General features: G+C 34.3%; 16 protein-coding genes and 1 riboswitch. Of the genes, 2 read left to right on the top strand and 14 right to left on the bottom strand.

Annotation, left to right across the window (positions count from 1 at the left end; genetic code table 11):
- Window positions 1–62: 62 nt before the first annotated feature.
- From whiA to BLP68_RS18580, 9 genes are all read right to left on the bottom strand, one after another.
- The gene (whiA, locus tag BLP68_RS18620; RefSeq protein ID WP_091546915.1) at window positions 63–1,025 is read right to left on the bottom strand and encodes a DNA-binding protein WhiA; all 963 of its coding nucleotides are present in this window, start codon (window positions 1,023–1,025) and stop codon (window positions 63–65) included.
- A gap of 81 nt (window positions 1,026–1,106) precedes the next feature.
- Window positions 1,107–1,526: an NUDIX hydrolase gene (locus BLP68_RS18615; RefSeq protein WP_091546913.1), complete on the bottom strand. Its 420-nt coding sequence runs from the start codon at window positions 1,524–1,526 to the stop codon at window positions 1,107–1,109.
- A gap of 366 nt (window positions 1,527–1,892) precedes the next feature.
- Window positions 1,893–3,275 (bottom strand): tryptophanase, encoded by a 1,383-nt coding sequence (locus BLP68_RS18610; protein ID WP_091546911.1) that lies wholly within the window; start codon window positions 3,273–3,275, stop codon window positions 1,893–1,895.
- A gap of 299 nt (window positions 3,276–3,574) precedes the next feature.
- Window positions 3,575–4,789: an ornithine--oxo-acid transaminase gene (gene rocD, locus BLP68_RS18605; RefSeq protein WP_091546909.1), complete on the bottom strand. Its 1,215-nt coding sequence runs from the start codon at window positions 4,787–4,789 to the stop codon at window positions 3,575–3,577.
- A gap of 100 nt (window positions 4,790–4,889) precedes the next feature.
- Entirely contained in the window at window positions 4,890–5,336 is a 447-nt protein-coding gene (locus BLP68_RS18600; protein ID WP_091546907.1) for an Lrp/AsnC family transcriptional regulator, read from the bottom strand.
- A 239-nt stretch (window positions 5,337–5,575) separates the two neighbouring features.
- A complete protein-coding gene (locus tag BLP68_RS18595) occupies window positions 5,576–6,889 on the bottom strand; it encodes a gluconeogenesis factor YvcK family protein (protein ID WP_278278256.1) in 1,314 nt (437 codons plus the stop codon).
- A 19-nt stretch (window positions 6,890–6,908) separates the two neighbouring features.
- Complete coding sequence (gene rapZ, locus BLP68_RS18590) at window positions 6,909–7,784, bottom strand: RNase adapter RapZ (protein WP_091546902.1); 876 nt, start codon at window positions 7,782–7,784, stop codon at window positions 6,909–6,911.
- A 28-nt stretch (window positions 7,785–7,812) separates the two neighbouring features.
- The gene (gene murB / locus BLP68_RS18585) at window positions 7,813–8,727 is read right to left on the bottom strand and encodes a UDP-N-acetylmuramate dehydrogenase (RefSeq protein ID WP_091546900.1); all 915 of its coding nucleotides are present in this window, start codon (window positions 8,725–8,727) and stop codon (window positions 7,813–7,815) included.
- Window positions 8,728–8,977: 250 nt separating this feature from the next.
- Entirely contained in the window at window positions 8,978–10,333 is a 1,356-nt protein-coding gene (locus tag BLP68_RS18580) for an extracellular solute-binding protein (RefSeq protein ID WP_091546899.1), read from the bottom strand.
- Window positions 10,334–10,648: 315 nt separating this feature from the next.
- On the opposite strand from BLP68_RS18580, the gene BLP68_RS18575 reads away from it, so the two are divergent.
- The gene (locus tag BLP68_RS18575; protein WP_176759106.1) at window positions 10,649–11,590 is read left to right on the top strand and encodes a DUF5050 domain-containing protein; all 942 of its coding nucleotides are present in this window, start codon (window positions 10,649–10,651) and stop codon (window positions 11,588–11,590) included.
- Between the two features lie 28 nt (window positions 11,591–11,618).
- On the opposite strand, the gene BLP68_RS18570 is transcribed toward BLP68_RS18575, so the two are convergent.
- The 3 genes from BLP68_RS18570 to fdhD form a co-directional block, all read right to left on the bottom strand.
- Window positions 11,619–12,035: a hypothetical protein gene (locus tag BLP68_RS18570; RefSeq protein WP_091546895.1), complete on the bottom strand. Its 417-nt coding sequence runs from the start codon at window positions 12,033–12,035 to the stop codon at window positions 11,619–11,621.
- 4 nt (window positions 12,036–12,039) lie between these two features.
- Complete coding sequence (moaA, locus tag BLP68_RS18565) at window positions 12,040–13,005, bottom strand: GTP 3',8-cyclase MoaA (RefSeq protein WP_091546892.1); 966 nt, start codon at window positions 13,003–13,005, stop codon at window positions 12,040–12,042.
- 78 nt (window positions 13,006–13,083) lie between these two features.
- Window positions 13,084–13,206: riboswitch (molybdenum cofactor riboswitch) on the bottom strand.
- Between the two features lie 21 nt (window positions 13,207–13,227).
- Window positions 13,228–14,019 carry a formate dehydrogenase accessory sulfurtransferase FdhD gene (gene fdhD / locus BLP68_RS18560; RefSeq protein ID WP_091546890.1) on the bottom strand — a complete coding sequence of 264 codons (792 nt, stop codon included), beginning with the start codon at window positions 14,017–14,019 and terminating at the stop codon, window positions 13,228–13,230.
- 145 nt (window positions 14,020–14,164) lie between these two features.
- Here fdhD and BLP68_RS18555 point away from each other — a divergent pair, with 145 nt between their 5' ends.
- Window positions 14,165–14,659 (top strand): ferritin-like domain-containing protein, encoded by a 495-nt coding sequence (locus BLP68_RS18555; protein WP_091546888.1) that lies wholly within the window; start codon window positions 14,165–14,167, stop codon window positions 14,657–14,659.
- A 73-nt stretch (window positions 14,660–14,732) separates the two neighbouring features.
- Here BLP68_RS18555 and fdhF read toward each other — a convergent pair whose 3' ends face one another.
- Both fdhF and BLP68_RS18545 read right to left on the bottom strand, forming a co-directional pair.
- Window positions 14,733–17,408, bottom strand: coding sequence for a formate dehydrogenase subunit alpha (fdhF, locus tag BLP68_RS18550; protein ID WP_091546885.1), 2,676 nt, complete (start codon window positions 17,406–17,408; stop codon window positions 14,733–14,735).
- A 43-nt stretch (window positions 17,409–17,451) separates the two neighbouring features.
- Window positions 17,452–18,448 (bottom strand): NADH-ubiquinone oxidoreductase-F iron-sulfur binding region domain-containing protein (locus BLP68_RS18545; RefSeq protein WP_143003125.1); only part of this gene is annotated, 997 nt, incomplete at its 5' end.

Raw genomic sequence — 18,448 nt, 5'->3', positions numbered from 1 at the left:
TATATTTATAATAAATAGTCATATATTACTATATAAATCTATGGGAGAAAAAAAAACACCAATTAATGGTGTTTTTTACTTCTATCTATAATCTTTTCTGCGAACTCTTGAATTTTTCTAAGTCTATGGTTAACTCCAGATTTGCCTATAGGAGGATTAAGCATTTGCCCCAGCTCCTTAAGTGTAGCATCTAAATGCTTTACCCTTAGTTCTGCTATTTCTCTTAAATTATTAGGTAGCTTATTGATTCCTACCGTTTCTTTGATATATTTGATATTTTCTATTTGGCGCATTGATGCATTTACTGTTTTGCTTAAATTAGCAGTTTCACAGTTTACAATTCTATTTATATCATTCCTCATTTGCTTCATAATTCTTACATTTTCTAAATTAAGCAGAGCAGTATGGGCTCCTACAATATTCAATAGATCCACAACCTGATCACCTTCTTTTAGATACACCACATAGCTGTTTTTTCTTAAAATAATTTTTGCATTTAATGAAAATTCCTCCATAAGTGTTTTTAAAACTACACTATGTTCACGACTATTGGTAACAAATTCTAAATGATATGTCTTTTCAGGGTCGCTGACAGAACCCCCACCTAAAAAAGCGCCTCTAAGATACGCTCTTTTGCAGCATTGTTTTTCTACAATAGAATCAGGTATTTCATAGGTAATATCAAATGATTCTTTGTCTTTCCTTAAAATCCCAACATCTTTTAAGATTATATCACTTCCCATTTGATGAGAAATAATAATTAAATAATGATTATTCTTTTTTAACCTTGGATTTCTCCTTACCATAACCTCTGTATGAATTGAGAAGGTATCCTTAATCATTTTAAATAGCTTACGGGCTATAGCAGGATTTTCTGTAATGATATTAAGGTTTAATTTTTGACTGCCTGCCAGTTGTAGTGTTCCACTCATCCTTATTAATGCTGCCAATTCTGCTAGCTGACAGCAACGATCCATTTCATATATTCTTGCAAGCTCTCCTTTTGCCTTTAGAGAAAAAGACATGCTCCATCACAACCTTTTAGAATCTTTATTTACTACTTTATTTTCCCCATATATCACTGAAGTACAATTTTTTTTAATAGCTTATTCTATATTGTTTTTAAATTCGTCAATAGCTTTCCTTATTATTTTCTTTTCGTCAACATATTTGGCTAAGTCTACAGCACGGTTTATATGAACAAATTTCGCTTCAATAAAACCCTCTTCCTTTAAAGGATTACAATAAATGCTTTTCGACTGCATTAAAAACCAATGTACTGTTTTGCTTATTTGATCGTTATCTTCCCAATTATTTTTATAGGTATAATGTATCTTGCCTAAGTACTTTAACACTTCAACCTTTACTCCTGCCTCTTCATACACCTCTCTAATGGCAGTTTGTTCATAGTCTTCTTCTTTTTCCACCTTACCCTTTGGTAAGACCCAATCTCCATTATATTTTTTAAGCATCAGAATTGCATTGCCAAAAATGACAACACCACCTGAACTGATTTCTTGTCGCACAACTTCAACTCCTTCGTCTTACTCTTCAACTGTTCATTTATAAATCATTTCTTTAGTTAATTATTATTTATAAATATATATTTCTTCTTCCCATATAACGTCTTTTTAACCCGAAATATTAAACACTATAGTTTAACAGTTATCATGAAATTTAATCTGCTATATTAATAAATTATCATATTAATCTTTTTATTTCAATCTAAATGAATAATGTGTAACTAAATCAATTGCAAATAATAATGAGTAATTAGCAATGAGTAATGAGTAATGAGTAATGAGTAATGAAAAGAAAGAACAATAATAAATACCCCAAAATATACTAAAGCCATGGAATGGTAGTCCATGGCTTTACATAACAACTTTAAATTATTCAACTGGTTTAAGCTTTGCAGTAAAATGTCTAAGAACCTCTGGCTCATAGGTGAAATCAAAGCCCTTTAATGTTTCTCTTCGCTTCCAAATCTCAATTAATGCATCTGCAACTACATCCATATGTCTGTCTGTATATACTCGTCTAGGAATAGTTAATCTCAGTAATTCCATTGGAGACTCTAGGTGCTCTCCTGTTTCAGGATCTCTGCCTAGAAGGAAGGAACCTATTTCTACTGCCCTTACACCAGCCTCCTTGTAAAGCTCAACGCAAACAGATTGAGCAGGGAATTGATAATATGGAATATGGGGGCAAAACTTCTTACCATCAACAAATACTGCATGACCTCCAACTGGTCTTTGAATTGGTATTCCAGCATCGATAAGTCTTTGACCCAGGTACTCTATTTGTCCTATTCTATGTTCTAAATAATCTTCTTCAACAACTTCCCTTAAACCTCGCGCTAAAGCCTCCATATCTCTACCAGATAATCCTCCATATGTTGGGAACCCTTCAATTGGCACAACCATAGAACGGACATTTGTATATAATTCTTCATCATCTTTGATTGCCACCATACCACCCATATTTACAATTCCATCTTTTTTTGCACTCATGGTTAGACCATCACCATAGCTAAACATTTCAACAATGATTTCAGCTATGGTTTTGTTTTCATATCCTGCTTCCCTTTGCTTGATAAAGTAAGCATTTTCAGCAAATCTTGCTGCATCAAAGAAAACTCTTAAGCCATATTTATCTGCAATGTTTTTTACACCTTTTATATTTTCCATAGAAACTGGTTGGCCTCCAGCGCTATTGCAAGTTACGGTGACTAAAACAAACGAGCAGTTTTCAGCACCGTTTTCCTTTATAAAGCTCTCTAGCATTCGCAAATCAAAATTTCCTTTAAAGGGATGTTCCTTTTCTGTATCATATGCATCTTCTATTACAAGGTTTATAGCTCTACCACCCTTTAACTCAATATGGGCCTTTGTTGTATCAAAATGCATATTTCCTAGTACAAAATGTCCTTTTTGCTTAATCAATAGTGGAAACAGTACATTTTCTGCACCTCTACCTTGATGGGTTGGAACAAAATACTTATACCCAATTATATCTTGAACACTTTTTTCCAAATTGTAAAAATTTCTGCTGCCTGCATAGGACTCATCACCCATCATGATCCCTGACCATTGCCAGTCACTCATTGCACCAGTACCGCTATCAGTTAGTAAATCGATATAAATATCCTCTGCTTTTAATGCAAATTGATTATAACCAGCTTCCTTAATCTTTCTTTCTCTTTCTTCCCTAGGTATAAGTCTAATAGGTTCAACCATTTTAATTTTATAGGGTTCCGCTTTCCTTGTATTCATACATTTTCCTCCTATTTATAACGTAGATATTAAAAAATTTGACTCATTAAAATTTTTTCGTATACTTTGCTTCTACAAACTTAATTAAAAATCCTTTTTTTATACATGCTTTCATAAAAAATAAATATAGTGAATGTATATATTATTCTACAAATCGATTATTTTAAGTAATAAATTTTACTTAATAATATAAGAAATCAAAATGCAGCATATTTCACAACTCCTCTACATAATAAATCCCTAGACGAGAATCGTCTAGGGTAACATACTTTCCTCTAATTCTTATTAAATTTCCCCTATTATTGAGTAATATCTTCAGCGAAAACAGTTTTTATGTTTTCTATCGCCCAGTCTATTTCTTCCTTGCTTATCTTCAATGATGGACAGAATCGAATAGTTAGCTCATGGGTTTCCTTACATAGTAGTCCTAAGTTCATAAGCTTCTCACATAATGGACGAGCACTTCCATACTCCTCTTTTATTTCTAAGCCAACCATTAATCCTTTGCCGCGTATTTCTTTAATGTATGGACTGTCTATTTTTTTTAACCCATCTATAAAATATGTTCCTAATTCATCCGCTCTTTCAGCAAGGCCTTCTTCTACTATAACATCAATGGCTGCCATTCCGATGGCTGCAGCAAGTGGGTTGCCTCCGAAGGTAGATCCATGGTCTCCCGGTGTAAATACCTCCATAACTTCATCGTCAGCCAGAATTGCAGATATAGGATATAATCCTCCGCCAAGGGCCTTACCAAGGGTAATAATGTCAGGTCTAATATCCTCATGTTGGTGTGCAAAAAGTTTTCCGGTTCTCCCAAATCCAGTTTGAATTTCATCCATTATCAAAAGTACATTATTTTTCTTTGTAATCTCACGAACCTTTTTCAGATAGCCTTCTGGCGGGATTATGATGCCAGCTTCTCCTTGTATTGGCTCCATGATGAAAGCAACTGTATTTTCATTAATAGCGTGCTCCAACGCGTCTGCATCACCATAGGGAATAACCTTAAATCCTGGAGTAACAGGTCCAAAATCATTTTGATGCTGGTCTTCCGATGAAAAGCTTACAATACTAATTGTTCTGCCATGAAAATTATTACTGCAGGCTATTATCTCTGCTTTGCCAGCTTCAACTTTTTTCTTCACATAACCCCATTTTCTTGCCGCCTTCAGGGCTGTCTCCACAGCTTCTGCTCCAGTATTCATAGGAAGAGCTTTTTCATATCCGCTTAATTGACATAATTTCATTAAAAAACTACCCATTTTATTATTATGAAATGCTCTAGATGTCAAAGGTATTTGATTCACTTGTTCAATAAGTGCATTTACTATTTTGGGATGTCTATGCCCTTGGTTTACTGCTGAATACGCAGATAACATATCTAGATATTTTTTACCCTCTACATCATACACCCAACAGCCCTCTCCGCTTTCTATAACCACTGGTATAGGATGATAGTTATGTGCGCCCCATTTGTTTGCTTGATTAATAAAATCAAGAGTTTTTTTCATGATTTAACCCCCTTATTTTTTGGTAGTGTTAGTCTATTTTATAAATAGATTACAAATTAATACATCCAAGTTTCAGTTGTTGGCTGACCATTAAGCCTGCTTATAAAGACTTAATCTTATTTACTTCTGATAATATAAGTACTGTAAAAGTTTCCAACATACCTTCAATTTTAAGCAAGTCATCATGCAGGTTAGTTATATGACTTGTTTTGCTTGTTCTTATTTCAAGCATTATACACCATTGACCGGTAATTCTATAACACTTTTCTATAGTAAGTCCTTCTATTCTTAAACTGGCCACCTGCTCCATAATTTTATTAAAATCTGTAGTCCTTATATTAATGAATACAATGCCTCTAATTCCCTGCCCCACTTTAGTCCAATCTATTACAGTACTATATCCTTTAATTATTTCTCTCTGTTCTAGTTTGGATATTCGTTGATGTATTGCAGGTCTTGACATGTTTAGTCTTTTGCTGATTTCTTCATGGGACATTCTGCCGTTTTTCTCGAGAAGTCTAAGAATTTTGAAATCTAATTCATCCATAAGAATCCTCCTTTTTTACCATTGTATAAGATAATTAGACTGTTAACAATTATTAGTTTGTATATTACTTAAAATATTACTAATCGTTATAATGGTTTGGTAAAATGAGTTATATTGATGGAGATAATAACGATTAGAAAATAATTGCTATATACTCCTCAATAATCATAATGGGTCAAAAAAAGCACCCTTTATCCACCAACAAATCGGCAGAATAAAAAGTGCATTCGCTAATCATATTATTTTCCCTTAAGCACGCTTTTCATAATGAAATATTGTATAAATCCTTCTTTTCCTTGAGAGAGTTTTTCTTTTAATACTAAGTCTACAACTGTTTTAGATAGCTTAACTGCATCATGTCGAACATAATCTTTTTTTATCTCTATTAAATTATCTGCTATAACCTCAATACCCATTTCTTTTAGTATTCTGCAGTCTATATCTGTAAGTTTTATTAAACTGGCACCCTCTCGTTTATATTTTTCACTTATATTATCGGGTATACTGCCAATATTTGCAATTACACAGTCTATTTCTATTTGCTGACAATGGGCTAGTATTGCTTCAACATGCCTAGTAACAGAATAGTCATCTGTTTCTCCTGGCTGAGTCATTACATTAGGTATATAAACCTTAAGGGCATCTGTTTTCAGAAGACTATCCTTTATATTCTGTATCAATAGATTTGGAATAATACTGGTGTATAAGCTCCCTGGTCCAAGCACAACAATATCAGCCTGGAGAATTGATTCAATTGCATCCTGTACTGCCTCTGATTCTTTTGGCTTAATAAATACCTTTTCAATGGGGCTATTTTCCTCTAAGCTTTTTGAAGGTATATTGGATTCACCTTTAATTATTCGTCCATTCTCCAGCTTTGCATATAAAACAATGCTTTCTAAGGTTACAGGTAGAACACTACCAGTTACTGCTAATACCTCACTGATGCTTTTTATTGCATCTTCAAAATTACCGCTTATACCATTCATTGCGGCAATTAATAGATTCCCAAAGCTCTGTCCTTTTAATGTCCCCTCTTCAAATCTGTACTGTAATAGCTTTTCCATTGTGGGTTCCATCTCTGCCAGTGCCAAAATACAATTTCTTATATCACCAGGCGGAAGCATACCTAAGTCTTCTCTAAGCTTTCCAGATCCTCCTCCATCATCTGCAACAGTAACTATAGCTGTAATATTTGATGTGAATTGCTTTAAGCCCCTTAGTAAAACAGATAGACCAGTTCCACCGCCGATTACTACTACCTTTGGCCCTCTAGATCGTATTTTTTTATCATAGAAAACCTGATTTAGTTTTGGTGATTGAGTTTTACTTTGCATTGGTGGCTGTATATAGTAAAGATTTATTATTGATGATATAACTTTATTTACCGCAAACAGAATAAGAATAAGCCCAATGAAGCCCGATAGCATAACTATAATTGGATTTAAAGATAGATTCATACTACTAACAAAGCTTGCAAAGGATAAAGCCAGTAAGATGATACCTACAAAAACAATTAACGCCCATCTTTTAATTTGGAGACCTGGTTTCATCCATTCAATCCATCTCATATTATTCCTTTTTCCTTTCTTTTATTAAGAAAGCATCTCTATGGTTCAAAATAACACGATTATCATTCTCTTTAAGTTGATTAAACAAAAGATGACTAATGGTAACAGAACGATGTCTCCCACCTGTACACCCAATGGCTATTACCAATTGATTTTTCCCTTCTTTAATATATTGTGGTATTAAAAAAGATATGAGATCTAGTAATTTTTCCCCAAAGGCTACACTTACTGGTGAATTCATCACATAATCTCTAACAGATTCATCGTTTCCTGTATAATCTCGAAGTTCATCAATATAGTATGGGTTTGGCAAGAACCTAACATCAAATACTAAGTCGGCATCAAGGGGAATCCCATGCTTAAAGCCAAAGGAAACAATAGAAATCATAAGATTGCTTGACTCCTTACCCTCAAGGTAAATATTTTTCAATTCTTCTTTAAGCTGGGCAGGAATAAGCTTTGTTGTATCAATGATATGACTGGCCATTTTTTTGAACTTCTTGAGTTTTTCTCTTTCTTTTGAAATGCCTTCTCCTATTGATCCATCCACAGACATTGGATGACTTCTTCTTGTTTCTTTAAAACGCTTTACTAATATATCATCACTGGCATCAAGGAAAAGTATTTCATATTGATATCCTAACTCCTCGAGATTATCAAGACCTTCATATAAATCATCGAAAAATAGGCCTCCTCGTATATCAATAACTAGAGCAACTTTTTCTATCTTCCCATGGGTTTGATGACATAGCTCCATAAATTTAGGTATTAATACAGGAGGCAAGTTATCAATACAATAATACCCAAAATCCTCCATATATTTTACAGCCTGACTTTTGCCAGCACCTGACAATCCAGTAATTATAACTACCCTCATCTTATATACACCTCTTCATTTGATTACACTATTCTTCACCAATTATCTTTACTTCTGTATGTAATTCTACGTCAAATCTTCTTTTCACTTCCTGTTGTATATGCTTAATTAAACTAATAACATCTTCTGCTGTTGCATTATCAACATTTACAATAAAGCCGCTATGGAGCTCTGACACCTGTGCTCCACCAACTTTGTAGCCTTTTAAATTGCTATCCTGTATAAGCTTACCTGCAAAGAAGCCTTCAGGTCTTTTAAACACACTTCCTGCACTTGGAAGATGTAGGGGCTGCTTTGTTGTCCTTTGAAGATTTAATTCATCAACCTTATCCTTAATAACCATATAGTCTTCTTTTTCCAATTTCATTTCAACCTCTAGTACTATATATTGTAGTTTTTGAATAATGCTTGTTCTATAACCCATTTCTATGGCTTCAATTGATAATTCCCTAATCTGACCTTCTCTGTCGATTACTTTACAGGCGGTGACTACATCTTTCATTTCGCCTCCGTAGGCTCCAGCATTCATAGTAATTGCACCACCTAATGTTCCTGGAATACCACTTGCAAACTCCAACCCACTTAAGCTCTCCTTTAAAGCTGCTTTTGAAAGGGATGATAATAGAACACCTGCTTGAGCGGTAATCTTAGAGCCTTCAATACAAACTCTATTAAAGTTTTCTGCAATTTTAATAACCACCAACCGAAGGCCCTTATCTCGAACCAATAAATTTGATCCATTTCCCATAACAAAAAATGGAGCATTTTTTTCTCTACATAAATCTATTATTTTTTGAATCTCTTCTATTGTATTTGGTATTAACAAAAGATCAGCTGGCCCGCCTATTTTAAAGGAAGTATGCTTTTTCATAGGTTCATCCAATAGAACCCTTTCAGAGCTCATAAACTTCAAGAGCTCCTGATGAAGTACTAATTTATCCATTAAATTCACTCCTTGATGTAAATAAGTAATATATAATATGTAAAATGAGTAATGAGTAATTATTGTGGAAATTTGCCTGCAAATTTCTATTTATCCTTTTATACTCTTAATTCTTCGCTTCTTTAAGGTTTTTCGCTCTTAATTCTTCACTAATTTTAAATTTTCCATTCTCCATTTTCAATTTAACTTCTTTTCCATTTGCTCTTAAAGTATATCCTTTTTTATTAATATGGTCAATTCTCAAATACCATCAATATCTACCCTTTAGGTTAACTAAAGAATTAACCTTTTCTTCTCCATCCTCCATAACTCTTTTTATGTCCTTCTTACCAAGGACTCCCTGCTGTATTTCTTTTTGAAGTATCTCATCAATATCATTCCAATAGGGATGTGGCGGTATTATGATTGTATTTTCTAAGGATTCATATATAAGAGACATGTTGGGATCATCTACATATAAATTACCTAATGATTTTTTAACAGGAAAGACACCTAATCGATTAAGCTGGTTTTGGTATTCATCCTTTATTAGGTACTTAAGAAATGCTACACAAACTTCTAATTTTTCTGGGTCCTCCTGCTTTGATATGCCATAGGAGCCTACAGTATTACTCATGGAGACTGGATTTCCTAGGGTGCCTGTAGGGTAATGTGCTACTGCATAATTGAAGCCCTTGCCTTCATTTCTTAACCTTTCCAGTACATTTAATGACCATGTTCCTGCTGGTATAACAGCTACATTCTTATCTCTATAAAAAGTTGTCCAAGCCTCGTTTGATGTATTTTCTCCAAAAGTAGGATGGGTAACTCCATATTTTTGCTTCATATCAATTACTTTTTCAACTCCAGAATAAGCTGCTTCATCATTGAATACAAAATCTAGCTTATCATCAATAACTCGTCCTCCATCGCTTAAAATAATCCCCCAAATATTATAATACCCAGCTTGTACAGAGCTATTAAATCCATAGTGATCAATTTTTCCTCTTCCTCTACTATCAAATGTAAGCTGTTGAAGCTTATCAATAAACTCTTCATATGTCCAGTATCCATCAAGTGGGGGCTCAACTCCTCTTTTGCTAAATAAGTCTAGATTTAATATTAGACTATAGGTGGTCATCATCCATGGCATAGCAAGAATTTCACCATTATAGGTTACTGCCCTAAGGGCTTCTTCTTTAAAGTCTTTTAATTCATCTAAACTAAAATATTTATCTAAGGGCTCCAGTACATCTTGGGAAATAATTGTATAATTGCTACCTACTGGTATAATATCTGGCAAATTCCCCAGTTTTAGGGCTGCATCTAGCTTTATTGCTCCCTTCTCCCAATCTAAAGGCTGAAAATCTATATATACTCCAGGATTTGCCCTTTCAAAGCTCCTAATTTTCTCATTTATCCAGTTATATTGCCCACCAGTTTTCTTATCAAGTCGTGGAAAATCCCAAAATGTTATAACTCCAGTCCACTGTTGAGATTTCTCCGACCTATTGTAGGTCATTTCCTGCGGTTTATAGCTTAGAAAATAGTATGGACCTATAAAAACAAAAGCCATAAAAATAACAAACAAAAAAAAATGGATTTTATATCGCTTCACTCTATCCATATAACCCCTCCTACCTAAGTTTATTCCAACACATTCCTCATTATTCACCCATTACAAAGGATAAAAAGAATAATACTTAAGAACAAAAGCATATGGCCACTTTCACTAGTAAACCCTAAGTTTCCTTAGACGACAGCAAAACTGTCTCAGCACCTTACATTTTTATTCTGGAAAAGTGCACGTAATTATTAATGGTGAAAAGATGGCAGTAAACATTGTACCCATATTTTACAAAAATGGTAAAATAGAGATAGGTATTTCAGTTTTAGCCTGTAGACTTATATAGTCTTTTATAATATGAAAGGGGCTGCTACTTTGAAAAAGTTAATTTTAATTATTATTGTATTTATAATACTTATGCCGGGGTGCAGTTTGATAAAAAATAATAATAAAGATTGGAATAGTGTGTCTAATTCAGCAAACAGAAATATTTTCTTTGGTTATAATGGAGATATTTATTTTAATAATATATCAGAATTAGGAATATATAAATTTAATAAAGACCCTAAAAAAACAATAAAAATAGCAGATGGTTTATTTGGAAGAGTGTTAATCAAAGATGACTGGATTTACACCACAATAGGTACTGACCAAGAACTTGGACTTTATAAAATGAAAATAGATGGAAGGGAAGTGACGCAATTAAGTAATAAAAAAACATTTCAAGTAATAAAGGGAGATGAGTATTTATATTACTTTCATCCCCATGAGAAAAATGGAGGTATATATAAAGTAAGAAATGATGGAACGGAAGAAGAGAAACTGGTTGATGACTATATGATATATTATCTTTATATTTATGATGAGTGGATTTATTACCTTTCAGGGGCAAGACTTTTATATAGAATTAAAACCGATGGTAGTGACAAACAGAATTTATCAACAGATGAAGCTTTATTCATGGTTATGGATGATGAATGGATTTATTATTTTAATGGAATGAGAAGAATAAAAGGGATTAGACATGATGGTACTAATGAGTCATTAATAAAGGAAGATAATAATCATTTTAATGAATACATGAATATTAAAGATGATTGGCTATATATTTCTACAAGAACTAAAACAAGTCGGTATTCCGATTGGATATTATATAAAATTAATGTGTCAACAAAGGAAGAAGTTCTGTTGTATGAAGGAGTAGTAGAAAATATTCACATTATTAATAACCAAATTTATTTTTATGCTGATTTAAGTTTCTATCGTATGGATTTAGATGGTAATAATATAGTGAAATTATTTGATTACTCAATGTGAAAAGCAAAAGATAAAGAGTTGATCTCTTTTATAGCCATCTCTTTAAATCATCTCCTTTTTTAATTAAACCATCTTTTATAATTGAAGCAAAGGCTATATGCTGCCTTAATGTGCATTCTAATATTTTAGTCATAAGGGGGCAATCCTTATGACATTCTTTGCCAATTGAAGTGATTTCAATAATAGAATTTCCTATACTTACTTTGTCAAATTTTAAGATATTCCCCGGGAAATTGACATCAACCATTAAATCAGCATAAAACTTAAAGTGACAAAATCCTTTTATATTTGCAGACTTCAGTAGATCATAACCATCCTTAGTAATAATACTAATTTGACGTTCTTTATTTTTACCTTTATAATTCATAGAGCTAATATATATATCCGACACTTCAGTTATACTCTTATCTGGGCCTTTGCTGAATATTGCAACAATATTTGCCACTTTATTATCCCCCTATTTCGGACATATTTCTTTCTCCAATTTCATGCATGTTTGTATATAGATAATGCTTTTCAGGCTTAGCATGTATAGCAAATTGTAAAGTTTCTTTCACCTTTTCTGGATTATTTCGAATTACACTAATTATATCAATCTCGTCATTACTATGAAGGCAAGGTTTTAGCCTACCATCACTGGTTAAACGGATTCTATTACAGCTTCCACAGAAGTGGCTACTTACAGGGTTAATGAAGCCAACTCTTCCCCTTGCTCCAGGTAAAGAGTAATATTTTGCAGGTCCATTTGTTTCATGTGATACTGCAGTTAAGTTGCCAATTCGATTTCTAACCTCTTCATTTGATAAAAATCTTTCTTCTGCCCATTTACTAGCTTCACCTACCGGCATCAGCTCTATAAATCTAACATCAATGTTGTCGGCAATTGTTAAACGAGCAAAATCTTCAATTTCATCTTCATTAAACCCACCAATAACAACAGTATTCAACTTTAAGGGTGTCATATTTAGTCTAATAGCTTCTTGTATTCCATCTAGTACATCGCTTAAATTTCCCCCTCTAGTAATTTCTTTAAATCTGTTGGGTTTCAAGGAATCAATACTTATATTTACTCTTTTCAATCCAGCATTTTTAAGATCCTGTGCCATTTTCTTTAGTAAAAGTCCATTTGTAGTCATGGCTATATCATCTATTCCATCAATTTTAGCTATTGATTCAATAAGCTTAATAATCTCTTTTTTTACTAGGGGTTCTCCTCCGGTAATACGAATCTTATTTATACCTAATGTAGCAGCTTCTCTAACTACTGTAATTATTTCTTCAAAGGAAAGCATATCTTTATGAAATTTCTTATTACTAATTCCCACTTCTGGCATACAATATTGACATCTTAAATTACATAGGTCAGTTATAGAAATCCTCATATAGTTTATTTTTCGTGAAAAGTTATCCTTCATAAGGTCACCCCGTCTCTATCATAGTTGAAATTACTAGAAATAAATTAAGCCAGTCCCCCAAAAAGGACTGGCTAGTATTTATAATACTACCTTATTTCCTTTCCAAATCGGGAGGCACAAGAATTTCTTCCTGCACCCGTTGGCTATTCTTCATAGGTTATATTACCCTTAGAAGAAAATAGCTCGGAAATAAATATTAATATTTATAAAACAATTATAACATCAATTAGTAGAAATTAAAACTCTGTTTTCATCATTATATATGTTCATTCTCTTTCCTCTAACAAATCCCACTAAAGTAACACCCAAATCCTTGGCTATATTATAGGACAAATTGGTGGGGGCAGAACGAGAAATAATGATAGGTATACCTCTCTTACTGGTTTTAATTATCATTTCTGATGAAATTCTACCACTACTAATTAAGATTTTATCATCTAGCCTTATGTCCTTTATCATAGCCTCACCTATGATTTTATCCAGCGCGTTATGCCTTCCAACATCTTCGTGGAACAATATGATTTCTTTATCATTACATAGACAACAGCTGTGAACTCCCCCTGTGTCTTTGAATAGTTTAGACATTTTGTTAAATTGGTTAACTAGGTTAAAAATGCTTTCAGATGTAATGTTGGTGGTACTATTTATCCGTTGAGTACCAAGAGAGTCGAGTACATTATAAAAGACAGTTCCTTTCCCACAGCCTGTGGTTATTGTCCTTTTTCCATAAAGCTTTTCTTTTAATCCTAAAGGGACATTTGTATTAATATATGCTTGCCCTTTTTCTTCCTCAATACGGATGGTATCAATTTGATCTATTGATTTAATAACTCCTTCAGAAGCTAAAAATCCTAGTGCCAAATAATCTAATCCCTCTGGAGTGCATAAAAGAGTTATAAATTCACTATCATTAACAAAAATAGTAAAGGGATATTCAACGACTAGTAGATCCTCTACCTCTTCACAAGAACCTTCACTAACCTTCTGTATGCCAACCTTTTTTACATTTGTCATTATTGTCCCTCCTATGAATATCTCTACTTATTCTTATTATATCATTAACTAAAATCTAATATCTATTTTTCCAGTTTATCATTTTATTACCTATTTATCTATGATATCATTAGTGTGATAGAATTAACAAACTTGGAGGTGTAGCATGGAAAATTACAAAGGAATACTGAAATATGCAATGGAGATGGAAAAACAAGGCTTTACATTTTATAAAGAAAATGCAGTGAAATTCTCTTCGCCTACTGCAAGAGATTTGTTTGAAAAGCTTGCTGCTGTTGAAATGGAGCATTATGAATTTTTAAAGGAGCAGTTATCCTATTATGAGTCAAAAAATGAGATTAAAGATGTTACAGTAGATATAGATAAAGAGAATAACCTTTTTAATACCCGCTTCGAAAGAGAACAGCTTGGCGAAACAATGATGGAATCCTTAACGCCTGAATTAACTATACTTAGAATGGCTTATTTGATAGAGAAGGATTTTGCAGAATTCTATAGAAGTATGTCCGATAGAGCTACGGAGGCCAATGCTAAGAAGCTGTTTTATGTTTTAGCAACCTGGGAAGAAGGTCATGAGGAGCTTTTTAAAGCTGAGTATGATCGGCGAATGGAGGAATTTATAAACGGACAATGGGGTTAAATTTTATAACTTAAAATAGCCATTCATTAAAATGAATGGCTATTTTTATGTTGTTATACTAATTGTACATCCTTTAAGAAATTTTATTTACTTTTACTGCACATACCTTTAGTTCAGGTATCTTTGAATATTTATCTAATACTGAACCATTTGTTAATACGTTAGCTGCACCCTCTGCCCAGTGGAATGGCATAAATACAACCTTTTCTGATACTATATCTGTTAATTTAGCTTTTGTTTGGATTTCACCACGTCTAGAAGAAACCTTAACCATTTCGCCATCTTCTATACCTAACTCTTCAGCAAGGCTTGGATGAATTTCTATGAAGCTCTCAGGTGCCTTCTCATTAATACCCTCTGTCTTACCTGTCATTGTTCTAGTATGGTATTGATATAATACTCTACCGGTGGTCATAACAAGTGGGTAATCTTCGTCGCTAAGCTCACCTGATGGGGAGAAGCTTACTGGCATGAACAGCCCAGCTCCACGGGCACATTTTCCTTGGTGTAGGAATTGAGTACCTGGATGATCTTCAGTTGGACATGGCCACTGGATTCCAACCTCTTCAATTCTACCATAGGTTATACCTGCATATTGTGGTGTAACTGTTCTAATTTCTTCAAATATATCTTCTGCGCTATTGTACTTTTTATCATAGCCCAGCTTATTCATTAACTCCATTAGTATTTCCCAATCTGATTTAGCAACACCTGGAGCATCTACAGCCTTTCTAATTCTCTGAACTCTTCTTTCAGAATTTATAAAGGTACCATCCTTTTCAGCAAATGATGCTGCTGGTAATACTACATCTGCCAGCTCAGCTGTTTCTGTTAGGAAAATATCCTGCACAACAAGGAAGGTATTTTTCAATCCCTTTTCTACGTGGGCTGTATCAGGATCAGATACCATTGGGTTTTCTCCCATAATATATAACACCTTGATATCTCCATGTTCAGCACCATGAACGATTTCTGGAATTGTTAAACCTACCTCTTTAGATAATGTTACACCCCAAGCCTTTTCAAATTTTTCAACTATCTCAGGCTTATTTACTGGTTGGTATCCTGGGAATACATTTGGTAATGCTCCCATATCACAAGCACCTTGAACGTTATTTTGTCCTCTTAATGGATTAACTCCAGTACCTTCTTTTCCAAGGTTACCTGTGGCTAATGCAAGGTTAGATAAACTCATTACGTTCTCTGTTCCATTATGATGCTGTGTTATTCCCATACAGTATACTATGCTTCCTCTTTCGGCTTCAGCATAAATTCTAGCAGCTTTTCGTATATCTTCTGCATCAACACCGCATATTTCGGCAACCTTTTCAGGTGTGTAATCCTTAACTAAATTAGCCACTTCATCAAAGTTCTCTGTTCTTTCCTTTATGAAGTCTTCATCATGAAGGCCTTCTCCAATGATTACATTCATCATAGCATTAGAAAGGGCAATGCTGGTTCCTGGCTTAATTTTTAAGAATACTTCTGCATACTTTGCCAATTCGATTTCTCTTGGGTCAGCAACAATTAATTTTGTTCCATTCTTGATTGCCTGTTTAATTTGTGCACCAATAACTGGATGATTTTCAGTTGTATTGGAACCAGTTAAAAATATAGCATCTGCCTTTCTAACTTCAGTTATACCGTTAGTCATAGCTCCACTACCTAATGTGATTGCAAGACCTGCAACCGTAGAGGAATGTCAGAGGCGTGCGCAGTGGTCTACACTATTGGTACCTACTACTGCCCTCATCAATTTTTGCATTAAATAGTTTTCTTCTGTTGCACATCTGGCAGATGAAAGTCCAGCAATGGAATTTGGTCCATGGTTTTCCTTAGCATCCTTAATTTTACTAGCGATTAGCTCATAGGCTTCATCCCATGTAGCTTCTTCCAGCTTACCATTTTTACGGATTAATGGTGTTTTTAATCTATCTGGATGTCCTACAAAATTATAGGCAAACTTACCCTTTACACATAGTAATCCTTCGTTAGATGGACCCATAGCAGGCTCAACTTCAACAATCTTGTTGTCCTTAACCAATAAATCCATTTGACAGCCTACTCCACAGTATGAGCAAGTAGTTCTAACAGACTTTGTTTCCCAGTATCTGAATTTTTCTTTGCTCTTAGGCATTAATGCTCCAACTGGGCAAACTGAAACACAGTTTCCACAGGAAACACAGGTTGACTCTTCTAGTCCTTGATTAAATGGTGTTGCAATATGGGTTGGGAAACCCCTTTCAGCAAAGCCTATAGCCTCTGTGCTCTGTAGTTGCCCACACACATAAACACACTTTCCACATAGGATACACTTGTTCTGATCGCTATAGTAGAATGGATTTGAGTTGTCAATTTCAAATTCTTTTTTAGCTCCATCATAAGAGGTTTCTTTGATGTCGTATTTAAAGCATAAATCTTGCAGTGTACATCTTCCTGCCTTTTCACAGGTTAAACAGTCAAGTGGATGGTTTGCCAACAGTAAATCAAGTATCTCTTTTCTTGCTTCTACAACCGAATCACTTTCTGTTTCTACTTCCATACCTTCATATACTGGTGTTGTACAAGCCGTTGGTAGATTTCTACCACCTTTAACCTCTACTGTACAAATCCTACAGGACCCATGAGGTCGTAGTCTTGGATCATGACAAAAGGTTGGAATTTTTATACCAATTTTATTTGCAGCTTCAAGTATTGTTGAACCGTTTTCAACTTGTACTTCAAAGCCATTTATTTTTACGGTGATCATACTTCATCCTCCTTTTGAAAATTCTAATGAATACTATTCACCCTTAGCCCTTTTTGATGGCTTTGAAGGGACATGCTTCCATACAAGCTCCACACTTAATACAATCTTCTTGTCTGATAACATATACTTCCTTACCCTTAACACCATCTATACAGTTTACAGGACACTTGTTGGCGCATATACCACATTTTTTACATAGCTCTGGTATAACTAAATATTGTAGTAATGCTTGACACACTCCTGCAGGACATTTTTTGTCATTTACGTGGGCTTCATATTCATGTCTAAAGTAATGAAGTGTTGACAATACTGGGTTTGGTGCTGTTTGTCCGAGACCACATAATGAAGCTGATTTAATAGTCTTGGCTAGACTTTCAAGCTTATCTAAGTCAGCTGGCTGACCTTTTCCATCTGCAATCTTTTCTAATATTTCCAGCATTCTTTTTGTACCTTCTCTACAAGGTGTACACTTTCCACAGGATTCATCTACTGTAAAGTCTAAGAAGAATCTTGCAATGTCTACCATACAGTTATCCTCATCCATTACAATCATTCCGCCTGAACCCATCATCGACCCAAGTTCTATAAGATTGTCATAGTCTATTGGTGTATCTAGATGCGCAGCTGGAATACATCCTCCTGATGGTCCTCCTGTTTGTACTGCTTTGAAGGCTTTACCGTTTGGTATTCCGCCCCCTACTTCGTAGATTACTTCTCTTAGGGTTGTTCCCATTGGTATTTCCAATAGTCCTGTATTATTTATCTTTCCACCTAGGGCAAACACCTTTGTTCCTCTGGATTTTTCTGTTCCTATTCCTGCAAACCAATCGGCTCCATTTAGTATGATTTGTGGTATGTTGGCATAGGTTTCTACATTGTTTAATAATGTTGGCTTATCCCATATTCCTTTGTGGGCTGGGAATGGAGGCCTTGGTCTTGGCATTCCTCTCTTGCCTTCTATTGAATTGATTAGTGCTGTCTCTTCTCCACATACGAAGGCTCCTGCTCCTAATCTAATTTCTAAATCGAAATTAAAGTCT

Source organism: Alkaliphilus peptidifermentans DSM 18978, assembly GCF_900101495.1.
Classification (GTDB): Bacteria; Bacillota; Clostridia; order Peptostreptococcales; family Natronincolaceae; genus Alkaliphilus_C; species Alkaliphilus_C peptidifermentans.
Note: the sequence above shows the minus strand (reverse complement) of the source record. Positions and strands in the feature narration are given on the sequence as shown.